22 protein-coding genes and 1 other RNA gene are annotated in these 20,305 nt (G+C 26.7%); 9 read left to right on the forward strand and 14 right to left on the reverse strand.

Annotated elements, in window-relative coordinates:
* Positions 1 to 183 precede the first annotated feature (183 nt).
* Positions 184 to 1,053, forward strand: coding sequence for an MC/SLC25 family protein (locus BABL1_RS01250; protein WP_023791340.1), 870 nt, complete (start codon positions 184 to 186; stop codon positions 1,051 to 1,053).
* A 110-nt stretch (positions 1,054 to 1,163) separates the two neighbouring features.
* Positions 1,164 to 1,901 carry an RING finger domain-containing protein gene (locus tag BABL1_RS01255; protein WP_023791341.1) on the forward strand — a complete coding sequence of 246 codons (738 nt, stop codon included), beginning with the start codon at positions 1,164 to 1,166 and terminating at the stop codon, positions 1,899 to 1,901.
* 113 nt (positions 1,902 to 2,014) lie between these two features.
* On the opposite strand, the gene BABL1_RS01260 is transcribed toward BABL1_RS01255, so the two are convergent.
* Positions 2,015 to 3,541 (reverse strand): AMP-binding protein, encoded by a 1,527-nt coding sequence (locus BABL1_RS01260; RefSeq protein ID WP_023791344.1) that lies wholly within the window; start codon positions 3,539 to 3,541, stop codon positions 2,015 to 2,017.
* Positions 3,542 to 3,655: 114 nt separating this feature from the next.
* Between BABL1_RS01260 and tmk the strand changes: the two genes are divergently transcribed.
* From tmk to BABL1_RS01285, 5 genes are all read left to right on the forward strand, one after another.
* A complete protein-coding gene (gene tmk / locus BABL1_RS01265) occupies positions 3,656 to 4,330 on the forward strand; it encodes a dTMP kinase (protein ID WP_023791347.1) in 675 nt (224 codons plus the stop codon).
* Positions 4,323 to 5,048 (forward strand): DNA polymerase III subunit delta', encoded by a 726-nt coding sequence (locus tag BABL1_RS01270; protein WP_023791349.1) that lies wholly within the window; start codon positions 4,323 to 4,325, stop codon positions 5,046 to 5,048. The genes tmk and BABL1_RS01270 overlap by 8 nt, the downstream gene beginning before the upstream one ends.
* A gap of 89 nt (positions 5,049 to 5,137) precedes the next feature.
* The gene (locus BABL1_RS01275; protein WP_023791352.1) at positions 5,138 to 5,593 is read left to right on the forward strand and encodes a hypothetical protein; all 456 of its coding nucleotides are present in this window, start codon (positions 5,138 to 5,140) and stop codon (positions 5,591 to 5,593) included.
* Positions 5,594 to 5,780: 187 nt separating this feature from the next.
* Positions 5,781 to 6,209, forward strand: a complete 429-nt coding sequence (locus tag BABL1_RS01280) for a hypothetical protein (protein WP_023791355.1) — start codon at positions 5,781 to 5,783, stop codon at positions 6,207 to 6,209.
* A 15-nt stretch (positions 6,210 to 6,224) separates the two neighbouring features.
* Positions 6,225 to 6,593: a hypothetical protein gene (locus BABL1_RS01285; protein WP_023791357.1), complete on the forward strand. Its 369-nt coding sequence runs from the start codon at positions 6,225 to 6,227 to the stop codon at positions 6,591 to 6,593.
* Positions 6,594 to 6,628: 35 nt separating this feature from the next.
* On the opposite strand, the gene BABL1_RS01290 is transcribed toward BABL1_RS01285, so the two are convergent.
* From BABL1_RS01290 to BABL1_RS01310, 5 genes are all read right to left on the reverse strand, one after another.
* Positions 6,629 to 7,501 carry an ankyrin repeat domain-containing protein gene (locus BABL1_RS01290; protein ID WP_023791360.1) on the reverse strand — a complete coding sequence of 291 codons (873 nt, stop codon included), beginning with the start codon at positions 7,499 to 7,501 and terminating at the stop codon, positions 6,629 to 6,631.
* A gap of 49 nt (positions 7,502 to 7,550) precedes the next feature.
* Positions 7,551 to 7,994 carry an archease gene (locus BABL1_RS05190; protein ID WP_023791363.1) on the reverse strand — a complete coding sequence of 148 codons (444 nt, stop codon included), beginning with the start codon at positions 7,992 to 7,994 and terminating at the stop codon, positions 7,551 to 7,553.
* Positions 7,995 to 8,027: 33 nt separating this feature from the next.
* The gene (locus BABL1_RS01300) at positions 8,028 to 9,098 is read right to left on the reverse strand and encodes an MBL fold metallo-hydrolase (protein WP_023791366.1); all 1,071 of its coding nucleotides are present in this window, start codon (positions 9,096 to 9,098) and stop codon (positions 8,028 to 8,030) included.
* 177 nt (positions 9,099 to 9,275) lie between these two features.
* Complete coding sequence (locus BABL1_RS01305) at positions 9,276 to 10,043, reverse strand: HAD hydrolase-like protein (protein WP_023791372.1); 768 nt, start codon at positions 10,041 to 10,043, stop codon at positions 9,276 to 9,278.
* 115 nt (positions 10,044 to 10,158) lie between these two features.
* Positions 10,159 to 10,830: an HAD family hydrolase gene (locus BABL1_RS01310; RefSeq protein WP_023791375.1), complete on the reverse strand. Its 672-nt coding sequence runs from the start codon at positions 10,828 to 10,830 to the stop codon at positions 10,159 to 10,161.
* 81 nt (positions 10,831 to 10,911) lie between these two features.
* Here BABL1_RS01310 and BABL1_RS01315 point away from each other — a divergent pair, with 81 nt between their 5' ends.
* Together BABL1_RS01315 and BABL1_RS01320 are read left to right on the forward strand one after the other, a co-directional pair.
* Complete coding sequence (locus tag BABL1_RS01315; protein WP_023791378.1) at positions 10,912 to 11,586, forward strand: hypothetical protein; 675 nt, start codon at positions 10,912 to 10,914, stop codon at positions 11,584 to 11,586.
* A 33-nt stretch (positions 11,587 to 11,619) separates the two neighbouring features.
* Positions 11,620 to 12,591 carry an NAD(P)H-dependent glycerol-3-phosphate dehydrogenase gene (locus BABL1_RS01320; protein WP_023791381.1) on the forward strand — a complete coding sequence of 324 codons (972 nt, stop codon included), beginning with the start codon at positions 11,620 to 11,622 and terminating at the stop codon, positions 12,589 to 12,591.
* Here BABL1_RS01320 and BABL1_RS01325 read toward each other — a convergent pair.
* The 8 genes from BABL1_RS01325 to BABL1_RS01360 form a co-directional block, all read right to left on the reverse strand.
* Positions 12,584 to 13,186, reverse strand: coding sequence for a hypothetical protein (locus tag BABL1_RS01325; RefSeq protein ID WP_023791384.1), 603 nt, complete (start codon positions 13,184 to 13,186; stop codon positions 12,584 to 12,586). The two genes, BABL1_RS01320 and BABL1_RS01325, sit on opposite strands and share 8 nt — an antisense overlap.
* 14 nt (positions 13,187 to 13,200) lie before the next feature.
* Entirely contained in the window at positions 13,201 to 13,530 is a 330-nt protein-coding gene (locus tag BABL1_RS01330) for a hypothetical protein (protein ID WP_023791386.1), read from the reverse strand.
* Positions 13,531 to 13,622: 92 nt separating this feature from the next.
* An RNA gene (gene rnpB / locus BABL1_RS05380) (RNase P RNA component class A) lies at positions 13,623 to 13,963 on the reverse strand.
* Positions 13,964 to 14,008: 45 nt separating this feature from the next.
* Positions 14,009 to 14,440, reverse strand: a complete 432-nt coding sequence (locus tag BABL1_RS01335; RefSeq protein ID WP_023791389.1) for a DciA family protein — start codon at positions 14,438 to 14,440, stop codon at positions 14,009 to 14,011.
* Between the two features lie 131 nt (positions 14,441 to 14,571).
* Positions 14,572 to 16,461: a MutS-related protein gene (locus BABL1_RS01340; RefSeq protein WP_023791392.1), complete on the reverse strand. Its 1,890-nt coding sequence runs from the start codon at positions 16,459 to 16,461 to the stop codon at positions 14,572 to 14,574.
* A 105-nt stretch (positions 16,462 to 16,566) separates the two neighbouring features.
* Complete coding sequence (locus tag BABL1_RS01345; RefSeq protein ID WP_023791395.1) at positions 16,567 to 17,529, reverse strand: ATP synthase F0 subunit C; 963 nt, start codon at positions 17,527 to 17,529, stop codon at positions 16,567 to 16,569.
* A gap of 33 nt (positions 17,530 to 17,562) precedes the next feature.
* Positions 17,563 to 18,348 (reverse strand): F0F1 ATP synthase subunit A, encoded by a 786-nt coding sequence (locus BABL1_RS01350; RefSeq protein ID WP_023791397.1) that lies wholly within the window; start codon positions 18,346 to 18,348, stop codon positions 17,563 to 17,565.
* 311 nt (positions 18,349 to 18,659) lie between these two features.
* The gene (locus BABL1_RS01360; protein WP_023791401.1) at positions 18,660 to 20,081 is read right to left on the reverse strand and encodes a folylpolyglutamate synthase/dihydrofolate synthase family protein; all 1,422 of its coding nucleotides are present in this window, start codon (positions 20,079 to 20,081) and stop codon (positions 18,660 to 18,662) included.
* Between the last annotated feature and the right edge of the window lie 224 nt (positions 20,082 to 20,305).

The following is a 20,305-nucleotide window of genomic DNA, read 5'->3' on the forward strand; positions in this document are numbered from 1 at the left end:
AAAATTCAGGTTATAAATTTAATAATTTATTTAACATAACAATTAAACATAAATAAATATTATGTAGATTTATTTAATTGGCAATTCAATATAAATCATTTAAAAAATTGACTTTATTTGTATTTAATTTAATACTTAATCAAGAATAAAATATGTTAATAATCACTAAAATTTTTGATTAAAATGAATAAAAGATTAAATTACCAAATAAAATTGACAGTATATATCATGATTTTAGTATCTTTGAATTATGTAAATACTATGCAACAAGAAAAAGCCAATCAAGAATCCCATCTAAAAACTTTTTTAAAAGATATAGTAGTAGGTAGCTTAACAGGAATAAGTGAGGTAACAGTAAATCAACCTCTTGTTGGTATAAAAAATGCTTTACAGCAAAGTCAATCTATAGAACCTAAAAAATTATATAAAGGATATTGTGTAAACGCAATAAGTATGGCTCCTATAACAGCAATACAGGTTTGTGCAAACAGTATTTTCCAAAGAATTTTATCAAATGGCAAAGATTTATCTATTAAAGATAAGATATTATCCGCTTTTTTAGCAGGAGCTATATCTTCTTTAGTAAGTAGTCCTAGTGAACTTATAATGATAAAGCAACAAAACTATGGTAAAAATTTTTATCAAACTCTTAAGAATTTATTAAAAGAAAAAAAGATAAGATCCTTAACAAGGGGTATAGTTCCTACAGCTTTTAGAGATGGAGGATTTAGCACAGGATACTTAGCATTAAGCCAAATAATAAGCAAAGAACTTGAAAAAGTAACTGATCATCAAAATAAATTATTAGGAGGAGTATTAGCAGGAATATTATCTGCAATAGTTACTCAACCCTTTGATACAATAAAGACACAAATGCAAGCTCATGATCAAAATTTAACAACTACTTTAAGAACTTATGATCAAGAAGGTTTTAAAACTTTATTTAAAGGCCTTATACCTAGAACAACAAGAGTTATGATGGCTATTCCTTTAATGAGTATTATTTCTAATAAACTCAGCAATAGCAATATTATTAAACTATTTGAAAAATAAGTTGATAAAGCCTGTTTTGACAAAAATATTTTTTATTAATATTATAATCACAAGTTATAACTATTTATACTAGTACTATATTTAATTTAAACCTCTTTTTGGGAGAAAATATGATAAATAATAGATTATTAACTGGATTATTAAGCATAAGTTTAATTACACACACTGTTATCTGTTCTAATCTTAACGATACTCAGGCAAAAAATTACATACAAAACCTAATTGATACATTATTTTTACCAAACAACCATTCAGGAAAATATGAAAGAGATCTAAAAAATTTTGCAAATAACGTAACAAGAAAAATCTTGAATAGAATAGGTAAATACGAAAATTATTACAGTTTCTCTAAAGTATATAATAGCGATCGAATTTATCAGGAATTAATAAACGAATCTATAGACTTTATTGAAAAGAGCAGTATAGATTGCGCTAAAGATGAAATTGGGAAATTTTATGTATCAAATAGATTTAACGAAAGAGATATAATTAATAGTATCTCAAAGAAAATACGACGTGAAATATATGATTTAGTTAACAAATCAACATTTTTAGATCAAGGTATCTTTACTAATTATTATGGAGTTCAATTAGTTAATAAAGTACATGAATTAATTGCCAAAGAAATAAGAGTATCTGTAAAACCTACTACTACTTACTCTACTCCAGACTGTCCAATTTGCTTTGAAGATTTTCAAGATAATTCTATCAAAAGAGTATTTTTAAAGTGCGGACATAATTTATGTAATTTATGTCTAAAAAATTGGAGTAAGCAAAAAGGATCAAAAACAACCTGTCCTATTTGTAGAGCAATTGTTAATATTAATGATTTTATAAACGAATTATAATATAAAAAATAGCTGAGTATCTTCTCAGCTATTTTTATTTTAATAACACACTAAAATCTAATCAAATATTTATTGACTATAGCGAATAACCACACTTAAAGCTGTTAAACAACTTACAATTCACTCTTCAATCTTTTTTTATCAACCTTTCCTGTTGAAGTTAAAGGCAACTCTCTTTTGATTATAAAATTTTTAGGCAATTTATAAGCAGCTAAATTTTTTCTTGCAAGTTCTGACAATTCTTTTTTTAATTTTTCTTGATCAGGAGTATGACTTGCAATATAAGCAACCGGATATTCTTCATCCATATCAGAACTTTTTTTACCTATAACAGCAGCTTGAATTACTTTATCATGTGTAAGTAATATATTTTCAATCTCTTGAGGATATATCTTTATGCCTTTGCTTTTTATTAAATCTTTTTCTCGACCAGATAAAACTATCTTTCCATCTTGATTTATATAAGCAAGATCTCCTGTATTAAACCACCCATCTTTTAATACTTCTTGAGTAAGCTCAGGTAAATTATAATAACCTTTCATTATATTATCTCCCTTAAGCCAAAGTATTCCTACTTGATTTTTATCAAGTATATTCATATTACTATCTCTTATTTGACATTCAAGCCCAAAAAACAGATATCCTATATTATTTGTCGATTGGGTGTAATCATCTATATCAACTGAGATAAATGGAGAAGTCTCGGTAAGCCCATAACCATTACATAATTTACGTCTATAAATTAACTCAAAGTATCCCCTAATTTTATCTGATAAGACATCGCCGCCTGAAAAAAAATATCTAATATAACCAAAATCTATACTTTTCATTTTACAAAAAAGTCCATAAATAGCGGGTACTGCCATTATAACAGTAGGATTATGTTTAAGACCATTTAAAATAGCATGACGGTCTATCCTAGAAATAGTAATTGCTGTAGCTCCCATAATAGTAGTGGCCCAAACACAAGTATTTTGCGGTAACGCATGAAATAACGGCAATGGACAAAATATACGGTCTTTATAAGAGCTTTCAAATCGTGATATCCCCTGTATAGCATTGATAATAATATTTTTGGAAGTTAACATAACACCTTTAGGAAATCCGGTGGTTCCTGATGTATATAAAATCGCTGCAATATCTTCAATATCTCTATTGGCTGGAGTTATAACATTATCAATACTCAATATATCTTTTTCAAAGACACGAGAAACTATCGCAATATCTAAATTATTAAGTTCTTTAAATTTATCTAAAAAATCATTAGGTATAATTAAACAATGAGGTTCTGCATCCTCTATAATTTTCAAAACTTCTTTTTCTATTAAAAAGGTATTAAGTGGAATTGCTATAGCACCTATAACCCATAATCCAAAATAAGCTATATAAAAATCTATAGAATTAGGATAAAGTATAATTACACGATCACCTTTCTTTATTCCTAAGCCTAAAAGTTTTTTTGCAAATAAATTTGCTTGATAATACAGTTCTTGATAGGTTATACTTTGATCATCAGCTATTACAGCAATATTTTCAGGCCAATTTTTGAATGCTCTTTCAAGTAACAATCCAACATGAATTAATTTATTATCTTGATTTAAAGAATCATATAACTTTTCATATCTTAATTTCTCAATCATTATTTAATCTCCGCCATTAATATTTTAAAATATATTTTTATATTTATTTTGTTATAATTATTATATATCAAATTTATCTAACTTTATTAAAACAGATCAAAGTAACAGATTAATATGAATTTAGGAAAAAATTTTAAAGGATTTTTAATTGCGATTGAAGGCATAGACGGTTGCGGCAAAAGCTCTTTGTCAGAAAATTTAATTTCAGAACTTAATAATTTAGGATTCGAGACAGTAAAAACCAAAGAACCTGGAGCAACCCCATTAGGACAATATTTAAGAGATATACTTCAAAATAGAACTTTTGATATAGATGATAAAGCGGAATTTTTATTATTTGCTGCTGATAGAGCTCAACATATGCATCAAGTAGTTATTCCTGCTCTACAATCTAATAAAATAGTTATATCAGACCGTATGGCAGATTCATCCGTTGCTTATCAAGGTTATGCTCGAGGCCTTAATATCGATATTATTAATAAAATTAATGATTGGGCCACTAATTCAATAAAGCCAGATTTAACAATATATTTAAAAATAGATTACCAAACAGCTATATCCAGGGTTAAACATCGATATAATAAAAATGAACAAGAATTAACTCATTTTGAAAAAGAAAAAGAAGAATTCTTTAAGAAAGTAATTACCGGATTTGATAATATATTTAAAATTAAAGATAAAGACAAAGTACTAATTATAGATGGTACCCAAAATCAGAATACAATCATACTACAAACATTAGAACATATATTAGATAAAATAAAAATTAAAAAAAAGCTTAATGAATAAACTATATCCTGCTTACCTATTTATAGGAGCTGAAAAAGAAATCAACGAATATATAGATACTTTTCTTAAATCTATTTTATGTAAAAATAATAAATGTAATACTTGCCTTGATTGCAAAAATATAGAAAAAAAACAACATGCTCTAATAAGATTTTTGCAGCCTGAAGGACAATATACCATATCTCAGTTAGATATAATTTTTAAAACTATTATTTTTAAATTAAATATAGATCAAGATTTTTTCTTTATTATAAACAAAGCAGATCTTCTTAATGTTTATTGTGCAAATAGTTTACTCAAATCACTTGAAGAGCCTCCGCAGGGATATCACTTTATTCTAATAAGTTCAACCAAAGATAATATACTACCTACTATAGCTTCTCGATGTATAATTAAAGAATTTAGAAATTATAACTCAGAGAACAATATTTTGCTTGAGTCCTTTATTAATCTCAATATTAATAATAATGATATTATTAAAAAAATTGAAAGCACAAAAATTTCGGAGCATGAAATTCCGCTTTTAATCGATCAATTATATCAATATTGGTCAGATATATTAAAAAAATCTGAAACTGAAAATATCACACAGAAATTAATAATTGCAAACAAAGCACTTAATATTCTTGATCATAGTAAAGAATACTATCCAATGCCAGGAAGTGCTAAAATATTTATCAGGAACTTAATGCTACAATTTTTATCTATACTGAACTAAATTTTATTGTAATTACAAATTCGAATAAGTATATTAACTATCGAACAGTTAGTACCTAAATTTATAAATTAATCTTCAGGAAAATTATTATGAACAAGTTAAATCTATTATTCTCTGTGTTAATTTACACCTTAGTAGGTAATTATAGAGCCATAGGGCTTTATAATCAAACGGTCAACAAAGTTGTTTTAGATGCAGATATAATAAATAATAATCTAAAAAATATAGAAAATATAATAAAACGTAAAAAGAATAAATCAAAAATTTTAAGCTTAGATAAAAATTGGATAGAGGAAGAATCAGGTTTAAACGAAGCAAAAAAAACTCTTGCTTTAGCTCAACAAAAAAATAATTCCAAACGTCAGTCAATTAACTTAAATAGCCAAGTCCTAATACTAAAGGAAGAAATAGAATACCTGAACAATAAAGTAGAAAAGCTAACCACAAGACTTTTAGATGCCCAAAGAATATATAAGTTCAAAAAAAATAATAAATCTAAAGTAAAATTATTAAATTTTTTCAAAACTTCAAAAGAAATAAAGTAAATTTATAAAATAATATATCTTATTCCTAAAATCGATTTCTGAAATCGTTCCTATTTTTAAAAAAAATAAATTATTGCAACTAGCAAATTATTTAAATTATAATTAAAGTAAAACCCTATAAATATTAAATATTTTCTATTCAAATATAAAAAAATCTATTTATATAAAATAGAAGGGAAATAATTTTATGAAAAAAATAATATTAGTACTAATTGTAACAAGCATAAAAATATTCTTTTTACAATCAATGCAAGAACAAATAATTTTAGATGTAGAAAAAATAAGCCAAAACTTAAAAAAAGCTGAAGAGATAATAGTAAAAGATGGCAGAAAAATTCTAGAGTTGGACGACGATTGGGTAGATGAAATCTCTGGAGTTAATGATGCAAGAAAAGCTCTAGAAAAGGCTGAAGAACAACAATCAGAAAATAAATCTAAAAGACAATCAGCAGCTTTAAGTAAGCAAGTTGTATTACTAGAAGATGAATTAGGATATTTAGAAAAAAAATCTAAAGAACTTAAAGCCAAATTGAAAGAGGCTAAGGAAAAATATCTTAATAAAAAGAAAGATACCACTTTATCTAAAATACTAAATATTTTTAAAACTAAGTCATAAAATATGGAGATAGTTATGAAAAAATTAAATTTATTATTAATGTTAAGTACAATGATCAGCTTTCAATTAATAAATGCTGATTTTTTAGAACAGCTTGGACAAATAATAAAAGAACTGGGAAATCAAGCTTATTCTAATGTTAACAATAAACAAGTAGGGAGCAAAACACTTACCTGTGAAGAACTAAAAAATTTAGAGCCTTATTGGAATGAAAAAGAAGCAATAGATGAATATTTAAAAAATGCTCACGAAGCAACTAAACTTAGACCTGGTATGCCTATCATTTCTACTTATAGACTAAAATTACAAGAAGCAGAAGAAAAAGCTGCACAGCTTCAAAAAGAACTAGATAACGCTAAAAAAGAATGTGGGATTACAAGATAAAGTAAATGGTCCCTTTTATAAAAGGGACCGAACTTTTAAAATAAAGTACAGGTCATATGAGCTATTTGAGTCGCTTCTTCTTCCCATTCATATTCTTCTATTTTTGTACTATAAAGCCTTGCGTAATTTTCCTTTAAATTTAAATCTTTTGTATTATCAAGCAGTTTTTTATATAAGACTATATATTGATGATCCCAAAAAATAAAATTATCAATAGCACTTTGTAAAATATCATAACCTAACTCTTCATGATGAATAATATTCACTGTTGCTCCCCTGTTTAATAATAATTCTATAATTTCTATATCCTTCTGATAAACTGTATATTTTAATATAGTAAATATATTGGGAAGTTCATTCTTATTTTCTTCTATTTTATTACAAAGGTTTTGAACAGCATAAAATAAACAGGTCCTGTTATTATTATCTAAAAAGTTAATATTACACTTAAAATTATTAAGAAAAAACTTAACTAATAAATAATCTTTATTAATAACAGCTAAAATTAAAGCATAATTAATAATTTCTATATTTAAACTGCTAAGAATTATCTTAAAAATAGAACTATTCTTTAATTTTTGATAATTAACTAAAATATCATTACTAATGTTGCACATATTTTGATTATTTGAAATGATATAATTATTTAATATTTTATTAAGTACATATAGATCTTTATCTAGAATTAGCTCTGAAAACTTTCTATTAACTAATAATAATCGCTCTAAATTTATAATAATATCTTCCAACTTATCACTGCTTAGACAAAATTGAAAAATAGATACCAAAAGTTCGTTAGAAAAATTATCTAAAGTCATAGCATTTTGATCTTGTGAAATAGTTGGGTTACTTTTTACAACCATATTTAAATTAAAAATAAGAAGAAAAAATAAAACCTTATATCTCATAAAAAATCATCCTATAACGCATATAAAATTAATCATCTTTTTAGTATATTTAAATGTCAAAACCAAGAGTAACAATCCAAGTATCATCAATTTGCTCAAATTCAAAATCATGATAAGTAATAGCTTTTATTTCAGCAACTTCAAAACCTTTTATCTTAACTCCAAAAATAACACATTCCAGTTCATCAGAACTAAACACATTAAATCTGACATCAAAATAAGCTTCATTATGTAAATCAGATAAATAAAGGCAGTTAGACAGAAAATCAATGAGAAGCAAATTAATATTTAGAGATTTAACCACAACTCTATGTTCTATATCATATTTAGAAATATTAATCTTATCATCTATATATTTTATTCGTTGACTACAAGGCTTTATTGAAGCAAACATACCTTTTAAGGCATTTTTAAAAACTTCTTCAAAAGTAAAGCCGTATGCTCTAATTTTAATATCTGCCGTATGAGGTACAATTTCAAAATCTTTAATCATAATCTTCTTGTTAAATAAAAATATAATTTTTTATTAAATAGTCAAACCTATTTCTTTATAACTATCTATAATAATACTATTACTATCGATATACTTTCTTTGGCCAAATTTTAAAATATGTAAAAGTTCATTTTGAGTAAAATCTTGCCTTCTCCACCAATTAATCAATCTATCGTGAGGTAAATGAAAGTTATCTATACCAAAAAAATAAGTTCCCCAATGCATAGGTATAAAATTCTTAGCCTTAAGATCTATGAAAGCTTGACCAGCTTCCTCAGCATCTACATGCGATTCTTTCATCCAATCATGAGGTTCGCAAGGCCCTATAGGCATCAATGCTATATCTATTTGGTCAAATTCCTTAGATATACATTCAAAATGCTTACTATAAGCAGTGTCGCCAGCAAAATAAATATTAGTATCTTTAAAATGAATCATCCAACTTCCCCACAAAGATTTATTATAATCAAATAAACCTCTTTGAGACCAATGAAAGGCTGGTAAAAATGTAAATTCTATTTCAGATAAAATCTCATTAAGCATATCATTATTTACACTTAAATTATCGAATTTAAGTGTTTGCCACCAAGTACACTCATAAACATTCAAGCTATTAAAAGATCTGCGATCAAACCATTTCTTATCTTTTAATGGAACTAAATACTTAACATTAGGATTATTATAATTTTTCAGATATTTTAATGCATAAGCATTCATATGATCAGGATGATTATGAGAGATAATTACAAAATCTATCTTGGGTAAATTTTTTATCTCTATACCAGGCGCTATAAATCTTCTAAATAATGGAAATAAATCTCCAAAGATCGGATCGGTTAATATATTAAACCCACCTACTTGAATTAAAAATGTAGAATGTCCAATCCAAGTAATTGCCAATTTTTCACTAGATTTTATGGGAGGAGTATTGTCAATCCAATTGCTTAGATCAAAATCTTTTTGATAATCTCTGCATAGATACCATTCAATAAGCATGCTCAAAGGCGATAGTAAGAAAGGAGGTTTCTTTTCATTAGGATGATTATAAAAACGCCCATTGTTAAAATGAGGGTAAATTCTATGATTCTTATTAAGGTATGACATGTTTGGACAAATAATTACCCCTATCCAGACTAAAAGTCAAGGACAGGGGAAATGGAGGTTATCTAAATTCAATGCATTTATATTGTATAATAAATTTAATTAAAAATCAAAGTTTTTTTTAAATTTTTATAATAATTTTAAAGACGACCAATTAATACAAATATATATTTAAAAATCTTACTCTAAAACTGATAAATATTTCAAAGTTTCAATAACAAAATCAGAATTTACGCAGTGTATTCCTGAAATTCCAACTTTAAATGCTCCCTCTAAATTCTTAGATAAATCATCTATAAATATTATCTGTTTATCTGACAAGCCCTGATTATTTAAGTATTTTATAAAACTTTGATAATATTTCAAATTAGGCTTATGGTGATAATCATTTTCTTTAGAAGGCAAATATTGTCCATCAAAGAGACTCATTATTTCAGTAAATCTAGGCCTAAAATTATCATAGCTCTCATTGCCTATATTTGATAATAAAAATAACTTATAACCAGATGCTTTTAAATACTTTAAAACTTCAATCATAGGAACTATAGGCTCACAACAAGAATTTGATATATCAAAAAAATCTTCCTTAAACCTATCAAATCCTTGGTAATGATCAGACAATTTATAGAAGATATCTTCCCAAATAAAATCTTTTAATGCTATAGAAAAAGCTCGAAATAGAAAAAATGGATTTAAAACATACCAGAACATTCCCCGTTTAAGAGTTTTAGCAACATTTAATGAAACAGTACGATAGTTTTTAGAAAATAAAACATCATGAAGATCAAAAGCAAAAACGGTAGTTTCAGGATTTACAGGATGAGTTAATTGTAAGTATTTTTCATAGTTACTATTTTTTACAGTAACTCTATCATTATCAATAGCAACTTGTCCATTAATAAATGCAAAGCCTAAAGTTAAGACACATATACTAGAAAAAAAATTCATAAAAACTCCATTTTTCAAATATTTTAAATTGTTAAGTACTATTAAATATAAACTAAAATTAAATTATATACAAATGCCTATATCTTCCACTAATTTATATCAAAATACTCATAAATTAAAAATATTTAAAAGAGATTTCATCCAAATCTATATCTTGATATTTATCTACTATATAATCTGCCTCTGATAAAGTCTCTAAATCCCCTGAAGTATTTATACCTATACAAAATATGCCCGCTGATTTAGCAGCTTTAATACCATTGGCAGAATCTTCTATTGCTATACATTGATTAGACTGCCTATTTATTTTATTTAAAGCATATAAATAAACATCAGGGTTAGGCTTATGAATATTATTCACATAAGATATATCATAAATGTGATTCCCAAAAAAATTATCTAATTTTAGCATGGTTTTTGCCAACTTTAAAGAATAAGCATCAGCATTAGTAGCTACAGCCGTATCTAATTTTCTAACTTTTAAATAATTATAAAATTCCTGGAATCCTGGAATAAAATTTATTCCTTTGCTATACAATTGAGAAACAATATTGATCTTTTTATTAACTAATTCTTCAACCGAATCAGTGCTATTTAAGCAATCTTTAATCAAATTACAAGTTGCTTTTAAGGCAAGACCGTGAATATCTTTGCTAATTGCTTGTAATAATTCTGGAGTTATATCTGGTTTTTGCAATCTAATTAACTCATCAGTTGCTTTACTCCAAATATCAGTTGTATCGATGATAGTACCATCCATATCAAAAATAATAGCTTTAATTTTCATATTCAAATTCCATTTTTAGTAAGAAATGTTAAACTATAATTAAACTGTCATTTAATTATTTTGTTAATATAAAGGTAAATTATGATTAAAAATTTAAAAGAAAATCTCATTAAACTTGCATATTCTTTAACTACATTTAAAATATTTAAATCGATAAAACTTAGTTATATTATTGGCTCTAAAGCAGCATTTTTCTCACTATCTCAAGCAGTAGCTCCCACTACAGGACTTTTATTCAATAGAGATCAAAATATAATGCTTTTTTTATCAAGAGTAGTATTATTTCTTTTTAATGGTTTTAATCCACTATTTACTTTATTATATCATATTCCTACTTTTTTTGGAGCACTATATCTAAATACACACTCTAAACTAGCAAAATCTTTATTACCTATTTTATCAATAATATTATTTTTATTTCATCCATTTATAATATCACAAGATATTTACACCAAATTATATTGCATCTACTTTGCAATACCAATATTAATAGCAATATTTAATACTAAATCTATCTTTCTAAAGTGTCTTGGAAGTACTTTTACAACTCATGCTGTTGGTTCAATAATATGGCTTTATACTCATAATTTAGATCAAAATATATATCATAATCTAATTAATATAGTATGGGTAGAAAGATTACTCTTTGCTTTAATTATGACAGGCACTTACTATATATATAAATATACAGAAACCTTACTAAACACCTATTTAGAAGTAGAGAAAAATCTAAAGACGAGCGCTATTGAATCTTAAAGATCAGACATAAAAAAAGGATTTGTAAAAAAGATGAATATAAGCATATTAGGCGATGGAGCATGGGGCACAGCAATAGCAACTTTACTTGCTAATAATAATTTTCAACCATTATTATGGTGCTATGATCAAGAAGTATATCAAGCAATAAAAGAGACCAGATTCAACAATAAGTATCTAAAAGATATAAAATTAGATCAAAATATAAAAGTAACTGATAATTTAGAATATGCCATTACCAATAGTGATATTATATTTGAAGCAATTCCTACCAAATATCTCAGATCAATAGTTCAAGAAAGCAATAAATATACTTCAAATCAACCATGGATAGTCTTAAGTAAAGGAATAGAAAACAATAGTTTATTATTTGCAAGTGAAATTGTAAAAGATATTATAAAAGATGTAAATCAAGCTATAATTTCAGGACCTAGTTTTGCTTATGAACTTGCCAGTAAACAATTTACTAGCGTGAATTTAGCAACACAAGACAAAAATTTGGCATTAACTCTTAAAAAAATATTAGATAACAAATATTTCAAAGTAAATCTTACAGACGATATGATAGGCACTCAAGTATGCGGTGCCTTTAAAAATATTATTGCCATAATACTAGGCATTTTAGATGGTGCAAAATACAGCAATAATACTAAAGCTTTTTTTATTACTAAAGGACTTGAAGAGATGGCCATACTAACAAATTCATTGGGAGGCAAAGTAGAAAGTGTTTATGGACTGTCAGGGATAGGAGATTTAGTTTTAACTGCAACAAGTACTGAGAGCAAAAATTTCAGCCTAGGTCAACAGATTGGCGTATCTCATATATTAAATCAAGATATTAATAATTTAATCAACAAGCATAGTACAGTTGAAGGACTGAATACTATTATATCAATTCATAATTTGGCAAAAATCAAAAAAATTGATTTAAATCTGGTAGATAATTTATACCAAATAATAACCAATAAAGTTAATATTAAAGAACTTTTTAAGAATATTATTTAAAATAAGAATAACCATATCTCTTATTAGATACTTTATGAACTAAATATAGCAAAGTAGGCTGTACTAAAAAAGCTCCAAACAATAAACTTGCTTGTCTACTTAATTTAGTGTCCTTGTACATAACATTATATAAGTTTCTACCACTAAGTAGCAAGGATGAACTCAACATAAAATACTTATCTGCTGTCTCTAATATTTGATTCAAGCTATTTCTGCATGATTTAGTTTTATTTTTATCAATTATTTTAGGCTTATTCTTATAATATTTTAACTTATTTGAGGTATAGAGCATAGTACGCGCTACACCTAAAGCAATAAACATATCGAGTAAAAATCTAGAATAACTTCTTGCAGATCTCATATCATCTAATCCTTCAAACCTAGATTCTTCATCTACAAGATTATCTTTAATAATTCCACCACAACCACCTATGAGTGATATCAATACAATTCCCCAACAGGTCCATGAAGCAGCTTTAGTAGCAATAATTTCTTCAATAGTAGGGCAATTTTTAAGATTTTTTTTAGCTATACTATTACTATAATTATCTTTAAATAATAATAGTAATAGTATAAAAGCTCTTTTATTCAACATTTTATTAGATTTTACTATTTTTTAGAAAGAACTTGTTTAGTATAAAATAAAGTATTATCAATAAGAAAATAAGAAGCATAAAACATAGCTATAGCCCCTACTCCATTACTTAATAAATTATTTACTAAATAACGATCATAATTCTTATTTCTTAGATCATTAAAAATTAAAGAAGAATAGGCCCAAAGATGTTCAATAGAATATTTAGATAATAACCCTGACCCTATTGCTTTAGCAAGAGCTGTGGCTTGAGTAGAATTAATATCACTAAATTTTCGATTTAAATTTTTGGAACTAAGATTTAAATTTATGAGTAAAATAGAAAACAGAAGTATTTTTTTCATAATAACTTTACTTAATTTTAGTTTTAATAATTAGATCTACTACAATAAAGTATATTAAAAATAAAACTTTGTAAAATGGTAACTATAAAATACTTCTGAGGCAGTTAATAAGCCGGATTCTGTACTGTTAAAAACAGTGGTAATCATCTATCTATGCGACACACCCGCATGTTTAAATCGGAACGAAAAACCGTACATGCTTATTTTGTCTTGCTTCAGGCAGGGTTTACCCCAAGTAAAGTATTACTACTAAACTTGCGTGTGCTCTTACCACACATTTTCACCCTTACCAATATAAAAATATTGGCGGTTATTTTCTGTGGCACTTTCCGTGGACTTACATCCCCCTTATATTCTAAGGCACCTATTTCGTTTGAAGTCCGGACTTTCCTCTCAAGCTTTTTAAACTCAAGCGATTACCTAAACTACCTCATACTATATTATAACATAAATATTAATTTTGTGAAAGAAAAGTAACTTAAGAACTTGCCATACATTTGACAAGAAATCCTTGCAAAATATCTCTTAACTGTTCATCATGAATTTTAGTTAGAGCTAATTTTTGATTACAATTAAGTTCATATTTAAAATTGGAAATTTGACTGTAATTATTCTTAATCTCCATTTTGAATTTTCTCTTCTCAACTAACTTAAATCTTAAATATCTAATATAATTATGCCCTAAATTACTATTTACTGAATTTAATAATACCCTTGAAAGCAAAAACAGCTCTTGCATCCATTGAGGTTCATATACACCTATTATAAGAGTATCACCTTCGATCTTTTCAAGACGCATATGACAATCCAGTTCTCCTACTAAACTTTTCCAATTTTTCAGCAAACATAATCGCCAATCTTTTTGAATATCAAATATAGTTGGTAAAATTTGCTTGATAGAATGAAACATATAAAAACCCTAATAACTAAAAAATTATCCCCTCATCAATATTACCATTTTAACAAAAAAAAAGAAGCTCTTTTAAATTAATTAAATAAAAACCCCACTTTAAGTGGGGTATAATATTATATCAAATTAAGTTATTTTATGAGTTTAGTAAATGCTAACCAAGCATCATATCTTTCCATCCAACCAGAATCTTCTTTAGATTGATTGAACCAATTTTCATCGATACCTTTTTCTAACTTAAATCCTCTTTTAAATGTACCACTTTTACTTGGTTCTTCATAAACAGGAATGTGAAGATTGATAAATCTACCATTATTTCTTTCTTCAACCTTTTGACCAGGAATCAAGAAATGACTAGCAATTAAACATATACTCTTATCATAAAACTCTATATCTTTCATGAAATTATCAAGGCATACTGAAGCTAATTCTTCTTTAGTAGATTTAAATGGTTCATCGATAATTGCAAGTACTTTTTTATGATTATTACAACCACTTTTAATAGATATACCTAATTGTTTCATTTTTTCTTGTTCAACTGCATATGTAGATTGACCCTCTTTGGCATTATGCTCAATATTTGAATGAATTACTATACTGTCAAATAAGGTAGTTTTAAATTCATCTGCTGCTGCTATACCAAATGTTTGAGATAAAATTACATTAAGCGCTATTTGTAGAAGTACTGTAGACTTTCCTGCTCCATTAGGCGCTGTTAAGAATACATTAGGACAATAAATTTCATGATCATTTAATATTAAGTCAGCATTACTACCTAAGTTTAATGTATGAGAAATAATCTTAGTTTGTTCAACAGCTGGATGCCAAGCATTTTTAAAACGAACTATAGGTAAATCATTATCCAAATATTGAGTAAAGCAATAATGAACAGCTTCTTCACGATGTTCATCGATTAATCTTGCAAAAGAAATATAAGCATCTAATTCACCGATTGCTTTAAATAAATTAACAAAGTTACTTTTTAATTCATGGAACTTTTTATAAGCAACTCTAACACGACCCATAAATTTAAAGTTAGATACTTTCTTAAAAGTATTAGTTTTGATAGTTTTAATCAAACTCTTTACTTCATTTGATAGACCTTCAAAAGATTGAGTATAAACTTTAAAATTATTGCTATAAATTAGAGCAGAAGATTCTTTTAACTCTTCAAGTTCTTCACTTAAATTAGCGCAAGCCTCTAAAGTTCGATTAACACTTATTAGATCTTCAAGCATATGTCTGCTATTATTTTCTTGAGCTTTAAAAGAAGGTATCATCTTATCTTTTACAAATTTTACTAATCCTAAAGATATTCCTAAACCAATAACATCTTGAGGTTCCAATGCAAAATCACCATAAGATTTAGGATTATATCTATTAAGATTTGTCAAACCTCGATAAATAAAGCCACCTAATTTACAAGTCTTAAAAAAAGAATAAGCTCCAGTAGCTACAGCTAGAGTAGAAGTTAAAGAAGCAGCTCCTATTCTTGCCAATTCAGTAGGAACAGAATATTTATCAAGACCTACTAACTGTGTTGATAGACTTAAAAAATCAGAACTTAAATTGATAGGATCTGCATAAAGTTTCAGGATAATCTTTTCATTTTGAGCTATAATATCTAAATTTTTTTCAATTTCATCTTTATTTGATAAAGATCTAAACTTTTTGATAAAAGCTTGTCTTTTTAGTAAAGCTTTTTTATCTTTCAAAGGATTTGATAATAAATACCTTAAAGATTCATAACCAAAATAGGTTTTTGTTCTACTAATTTTATCAAGAAGACTAGTATCACCTTTTTTCTTGCCAACTATTAAGTTCAAATCAGCAATAGCTTCAGAACTCAATATAGAATTTTTTTCTTCCTGATAAGATAAAATCTTTGATGAAGCACTTCTTAAAGTTTCAACTTCCTTTTGATATTTTGTTTGAGCCAATTGATCATTATTGGCAGATAGTCCTAATGTCGATAGCATTAGAACAGTTAATAAAAATTTATTTTTTGCATTATACTGCATAAAATCCCCCAGAGTTTAATAAATAATATTTTCACAATATCATTATATAAGCAAAGTGAGGCAAGATCAAATGCTCAAAATATAGTTAATATAGAATTAAATTAACTAAGTTATTTTTAAGATTATAGCAAGAGCAATAATAAAAGCATATATTGCAGCAGTATCTATTATACCTTGAGCAATTAAGCTAGTTCTTGATATGGAACTATAAATTTGAGGATTGGCAACTATCTGTTGACATGCAGCAGCGGCAGCTCTTGCTGAACCTAATCCTGCACCAAGAGTCCCCAAGCCTATGACAAAAGGAACAGCTAAATATACTATTGCAAATATTGGATTTTGTATAGTTGAACTGCTTAAACTTAGAAGCCAAAAAGCAATAATTACAGCAAAAATAACCGGAGTCTCTATAATTGCTTGACTTATTACTGTAAAGGAAATTAATTTTGAATAAGCAAAACGATTAAGACCTACTCCTTTACAAGCTACTTGAGTAAAATAACCTACTCCTAAGCCCGGCCCTATAGAACCTATACCGATCGATAATGCACTTGCAAGTATAGCAAAAGCTTGAGGTAAAGTATTAATTGAGCTTAGTTGATTCATTATAATTAATGCTATAATAAACCCAAAAGCAGCTGGAGTTTGAATTAAAGATTGAGTCAGTAGCATTAAATTCATTATCTTTTTAGATATAAATAGTTGCTTAGACATAGATAATAAAGCAGCTTGAGCAGGCATTGAAGAAGCTATAGCTATTATAAAACCAGGAACAGATATAGCAAGAGAATAACCAAATCCTGCTATTGCTTGATAAATATTTTGAGGTTCATAAAAATATAAAAGAATAGAACCTATAAAACCAAGAAGTGCCGACGTTTCTACAATAGCAAGACCAAGCACTGCAGCACGTGAAAGATCACTTTTTGCAGCAGGCTGACGATTAATAGCATCTAAGCTAGCCTTTGATAATTTAGCCTGACTTAAAGCAACAGACATCGCTGTAATTACAGTTGATAACCCAATAGAAAAGTAGTGAATTAAATTAGAGCTTAATATTATAGACATAGATTAATTACTTTCATTTGCTTAATTTATTAGTTAAATTTTTTGAGTATTTTGACCTTCTTGGCTATGCACTGCCATTGCAATATTAGTTAAAGTTAAAATCGAAAATACAAAGGCTTGCAAAAAACCTTCAAAAATTACAAAAAATCCGGCCAAAAGTAAATTAAATCCTATAAGCATTCCAAGCGCATTAAGAATAAGAGAACCTGAAATAGCACTGTGATATATAGAGGTTATAACATATCCTCCAAATATATTACCAAATAATCGAAAAGAGACAGAAATAATACTAGCAACTTCCCCTAATAACTTAAGAGGTAACATAATAATACCTGCAATCAAATTAAAAGGAAACATTATATTAAATGGCATAAAAAATTCTTTAAGGTACTCTTTTAAACCATGAACATTAATCATTTGTTTATGCATATATAAGAACGAAGTAATACCTAAAGCTAAGGTAGTATTAATATTTTTGGTAGGTTCTTCTAAATTAGGAAATAAACTTATCCAATTACAAAATAATATAAATAAAAACAAAGATGATATAAAAAAATAATATCTACTTTCAAAATAACCAAAAGTTTGTTCTATTAAATTATATATATTCTTTACAAACTCTTTAATTAAAAAAGCACCTATACTATTTTTTCTTGAAAGGAAATATCGACATACTATAATTACAAGTAATATTACAGCCAATACGCACCAAGTATTAAAAACAGTTTCTATATCGATACCTGTAAATGAATAATCTATTCCTAAAAACTTAAGAGGATAGATAACTTTTTCATCACCTAATAAATTATTATTTGCCATTATAGTAAAAATTAGATTAAAATTTTTTTAATTATTTAATATTTATATTTAATAATAAATGTCCAAAAGCTTATAATAAAGCTTATTAAGAAAAGTATAGATTGTATTTTAAATAAGTGCAATAGATAAAAAAATATTATAAGTACAATAATAGTTCTTAAATAATAAAATATAGCAAATTTAAAACTATGGGTCTTTTCCTGATTAACAAGAAAAAACCCATATATAATACCTAAAATAATACCTAAAGTAACCAAAATAAAACTTTTAATTAATTCAGATAATATCATTATTTTTAGCTCTATATTAAATTAAAACTTCTTGATACCTTTGTATCTCCAGTAATGATTAACTATAGAATGAGATCCAGTAATTACTACAAGGCCGTATCTTTCATCTACAGATTTCTTAGCAGATTCAAATGCTTCTTCAAAACTTTTGCATGCTTTTGCTTTGATCTTCATGCTCTTAACATCATTAGTTACTTTTTCAATATCCCAAGTTTCTTCTTCTTGAACACCAGGTATTGGATTTTCTATTGGACAAATAATAAGTTGACCAGAAGTCTTTTTAAAGAAATATCTTATTAATTTTAAGAATTCATCTTGATGTAAAGTATTCTTTGCAGCTCCAACAATTATAGTTAAGCCTTTAAGTGGACGTTGGTAATGTAAAAGTCTAATGCCAAGAAGAACATTTTTAAATGCATCTACGTTACTTGCTGTATCAAGTAATACTGATGGCTTTTCTTTATCAAGAAATTGGAATCTTCCAGGAAGATCGACTGTTTCTTCATGCCAAAATTGCTCTATAGTCTTTTTTGGAGCAAGTTCTAGTTGACGTTTAGCTTCAAGTGTAGGACGTCCTCTTTGACCCTTTTGCTTACTTAGTAAACTATCAAATGTAATTTCAGCATTTTTATTATGAAAATTCTCTATATACATTTGAGCAAGACGTTCAGCAAGCGCAGCACATCTACCATGCAATTGTTCAAATGGATATGCAAGAGGAGCTAATTTTCTTATAGGCATTGCCCAATAAGCACCAACAGAATCTGCTATTTCATTCATATATTGTAAATTAGCTTTGCTTTGATCACCTGAAACTATCCATGTTCCTGGCTTTACAATACCCATCATATCTGCTATTACAACTTTCATTGCTTCATCATCCATTGTAGAATCTACAGGAATTGCACGAGTAATAGTTGCAACTTTTGCATTACATATATTAACAGGATTAAATTTACCACCTTCATTTACTTCTAAAATTGCAACATCAACATTTTGTTCAACAAAATATCTTATAGCCATCATAGTAAGTAATTCATAAGTATTTACTTTTAAATTTAATTCTTCAGCTTTATCTATAACGGTATTTGCTATTTCAGTAAAAACTTTATTTGATATAGTTTCACCATTTATAGAAAATCTTTCATTATATGTTAATATGTGAGGAGAATAAAAAGCTCCTACTTTTAATTTCTCTTCGTTTAATAATTTAACTGTTAAATGTACAGTCAAACTTTTACCATTTGTACCATTTACAAATATAGTATTAAGCTTTTGAGATTCAAAACCAAATGCTTGATCTAATTGCTTCATTCTATCAAGTGTTTTAATATCTGCATTAAATGACCAATGCTTATCAAGATATTCTATTACTTCATTGTAATTTCTTTGCTTCTCTTGAGGAGCACTTTTATTATTAACCTGTTTTCTAATATCCATCATATTTTTCTCCGTTTATTTAAAATAATTCTATATTGTAATATTAATTTGTTATTTACCCTTCAATTAAATAATAATAATCTATAATTTAAAATATGTCAAAATTAAATTCCAAGCTAATAGTTTATACTTTAAATTGACAAAAATTAAAAAAAATAAATTAATTTTATGCTCTATACCTAATTGTTGAGGTAATAAACAAATAATTTGTATAATAAAATATAATT

Origin of the sequence: Candidatus Babela massiliensis (genome assembly GCF_000513475.1) — a bacterium.
Taxonomy (GTDB): Bacteria; Babelota; Babeliae; order Babelales; family Babelaceae; genus Babela; species Babela massiliensis.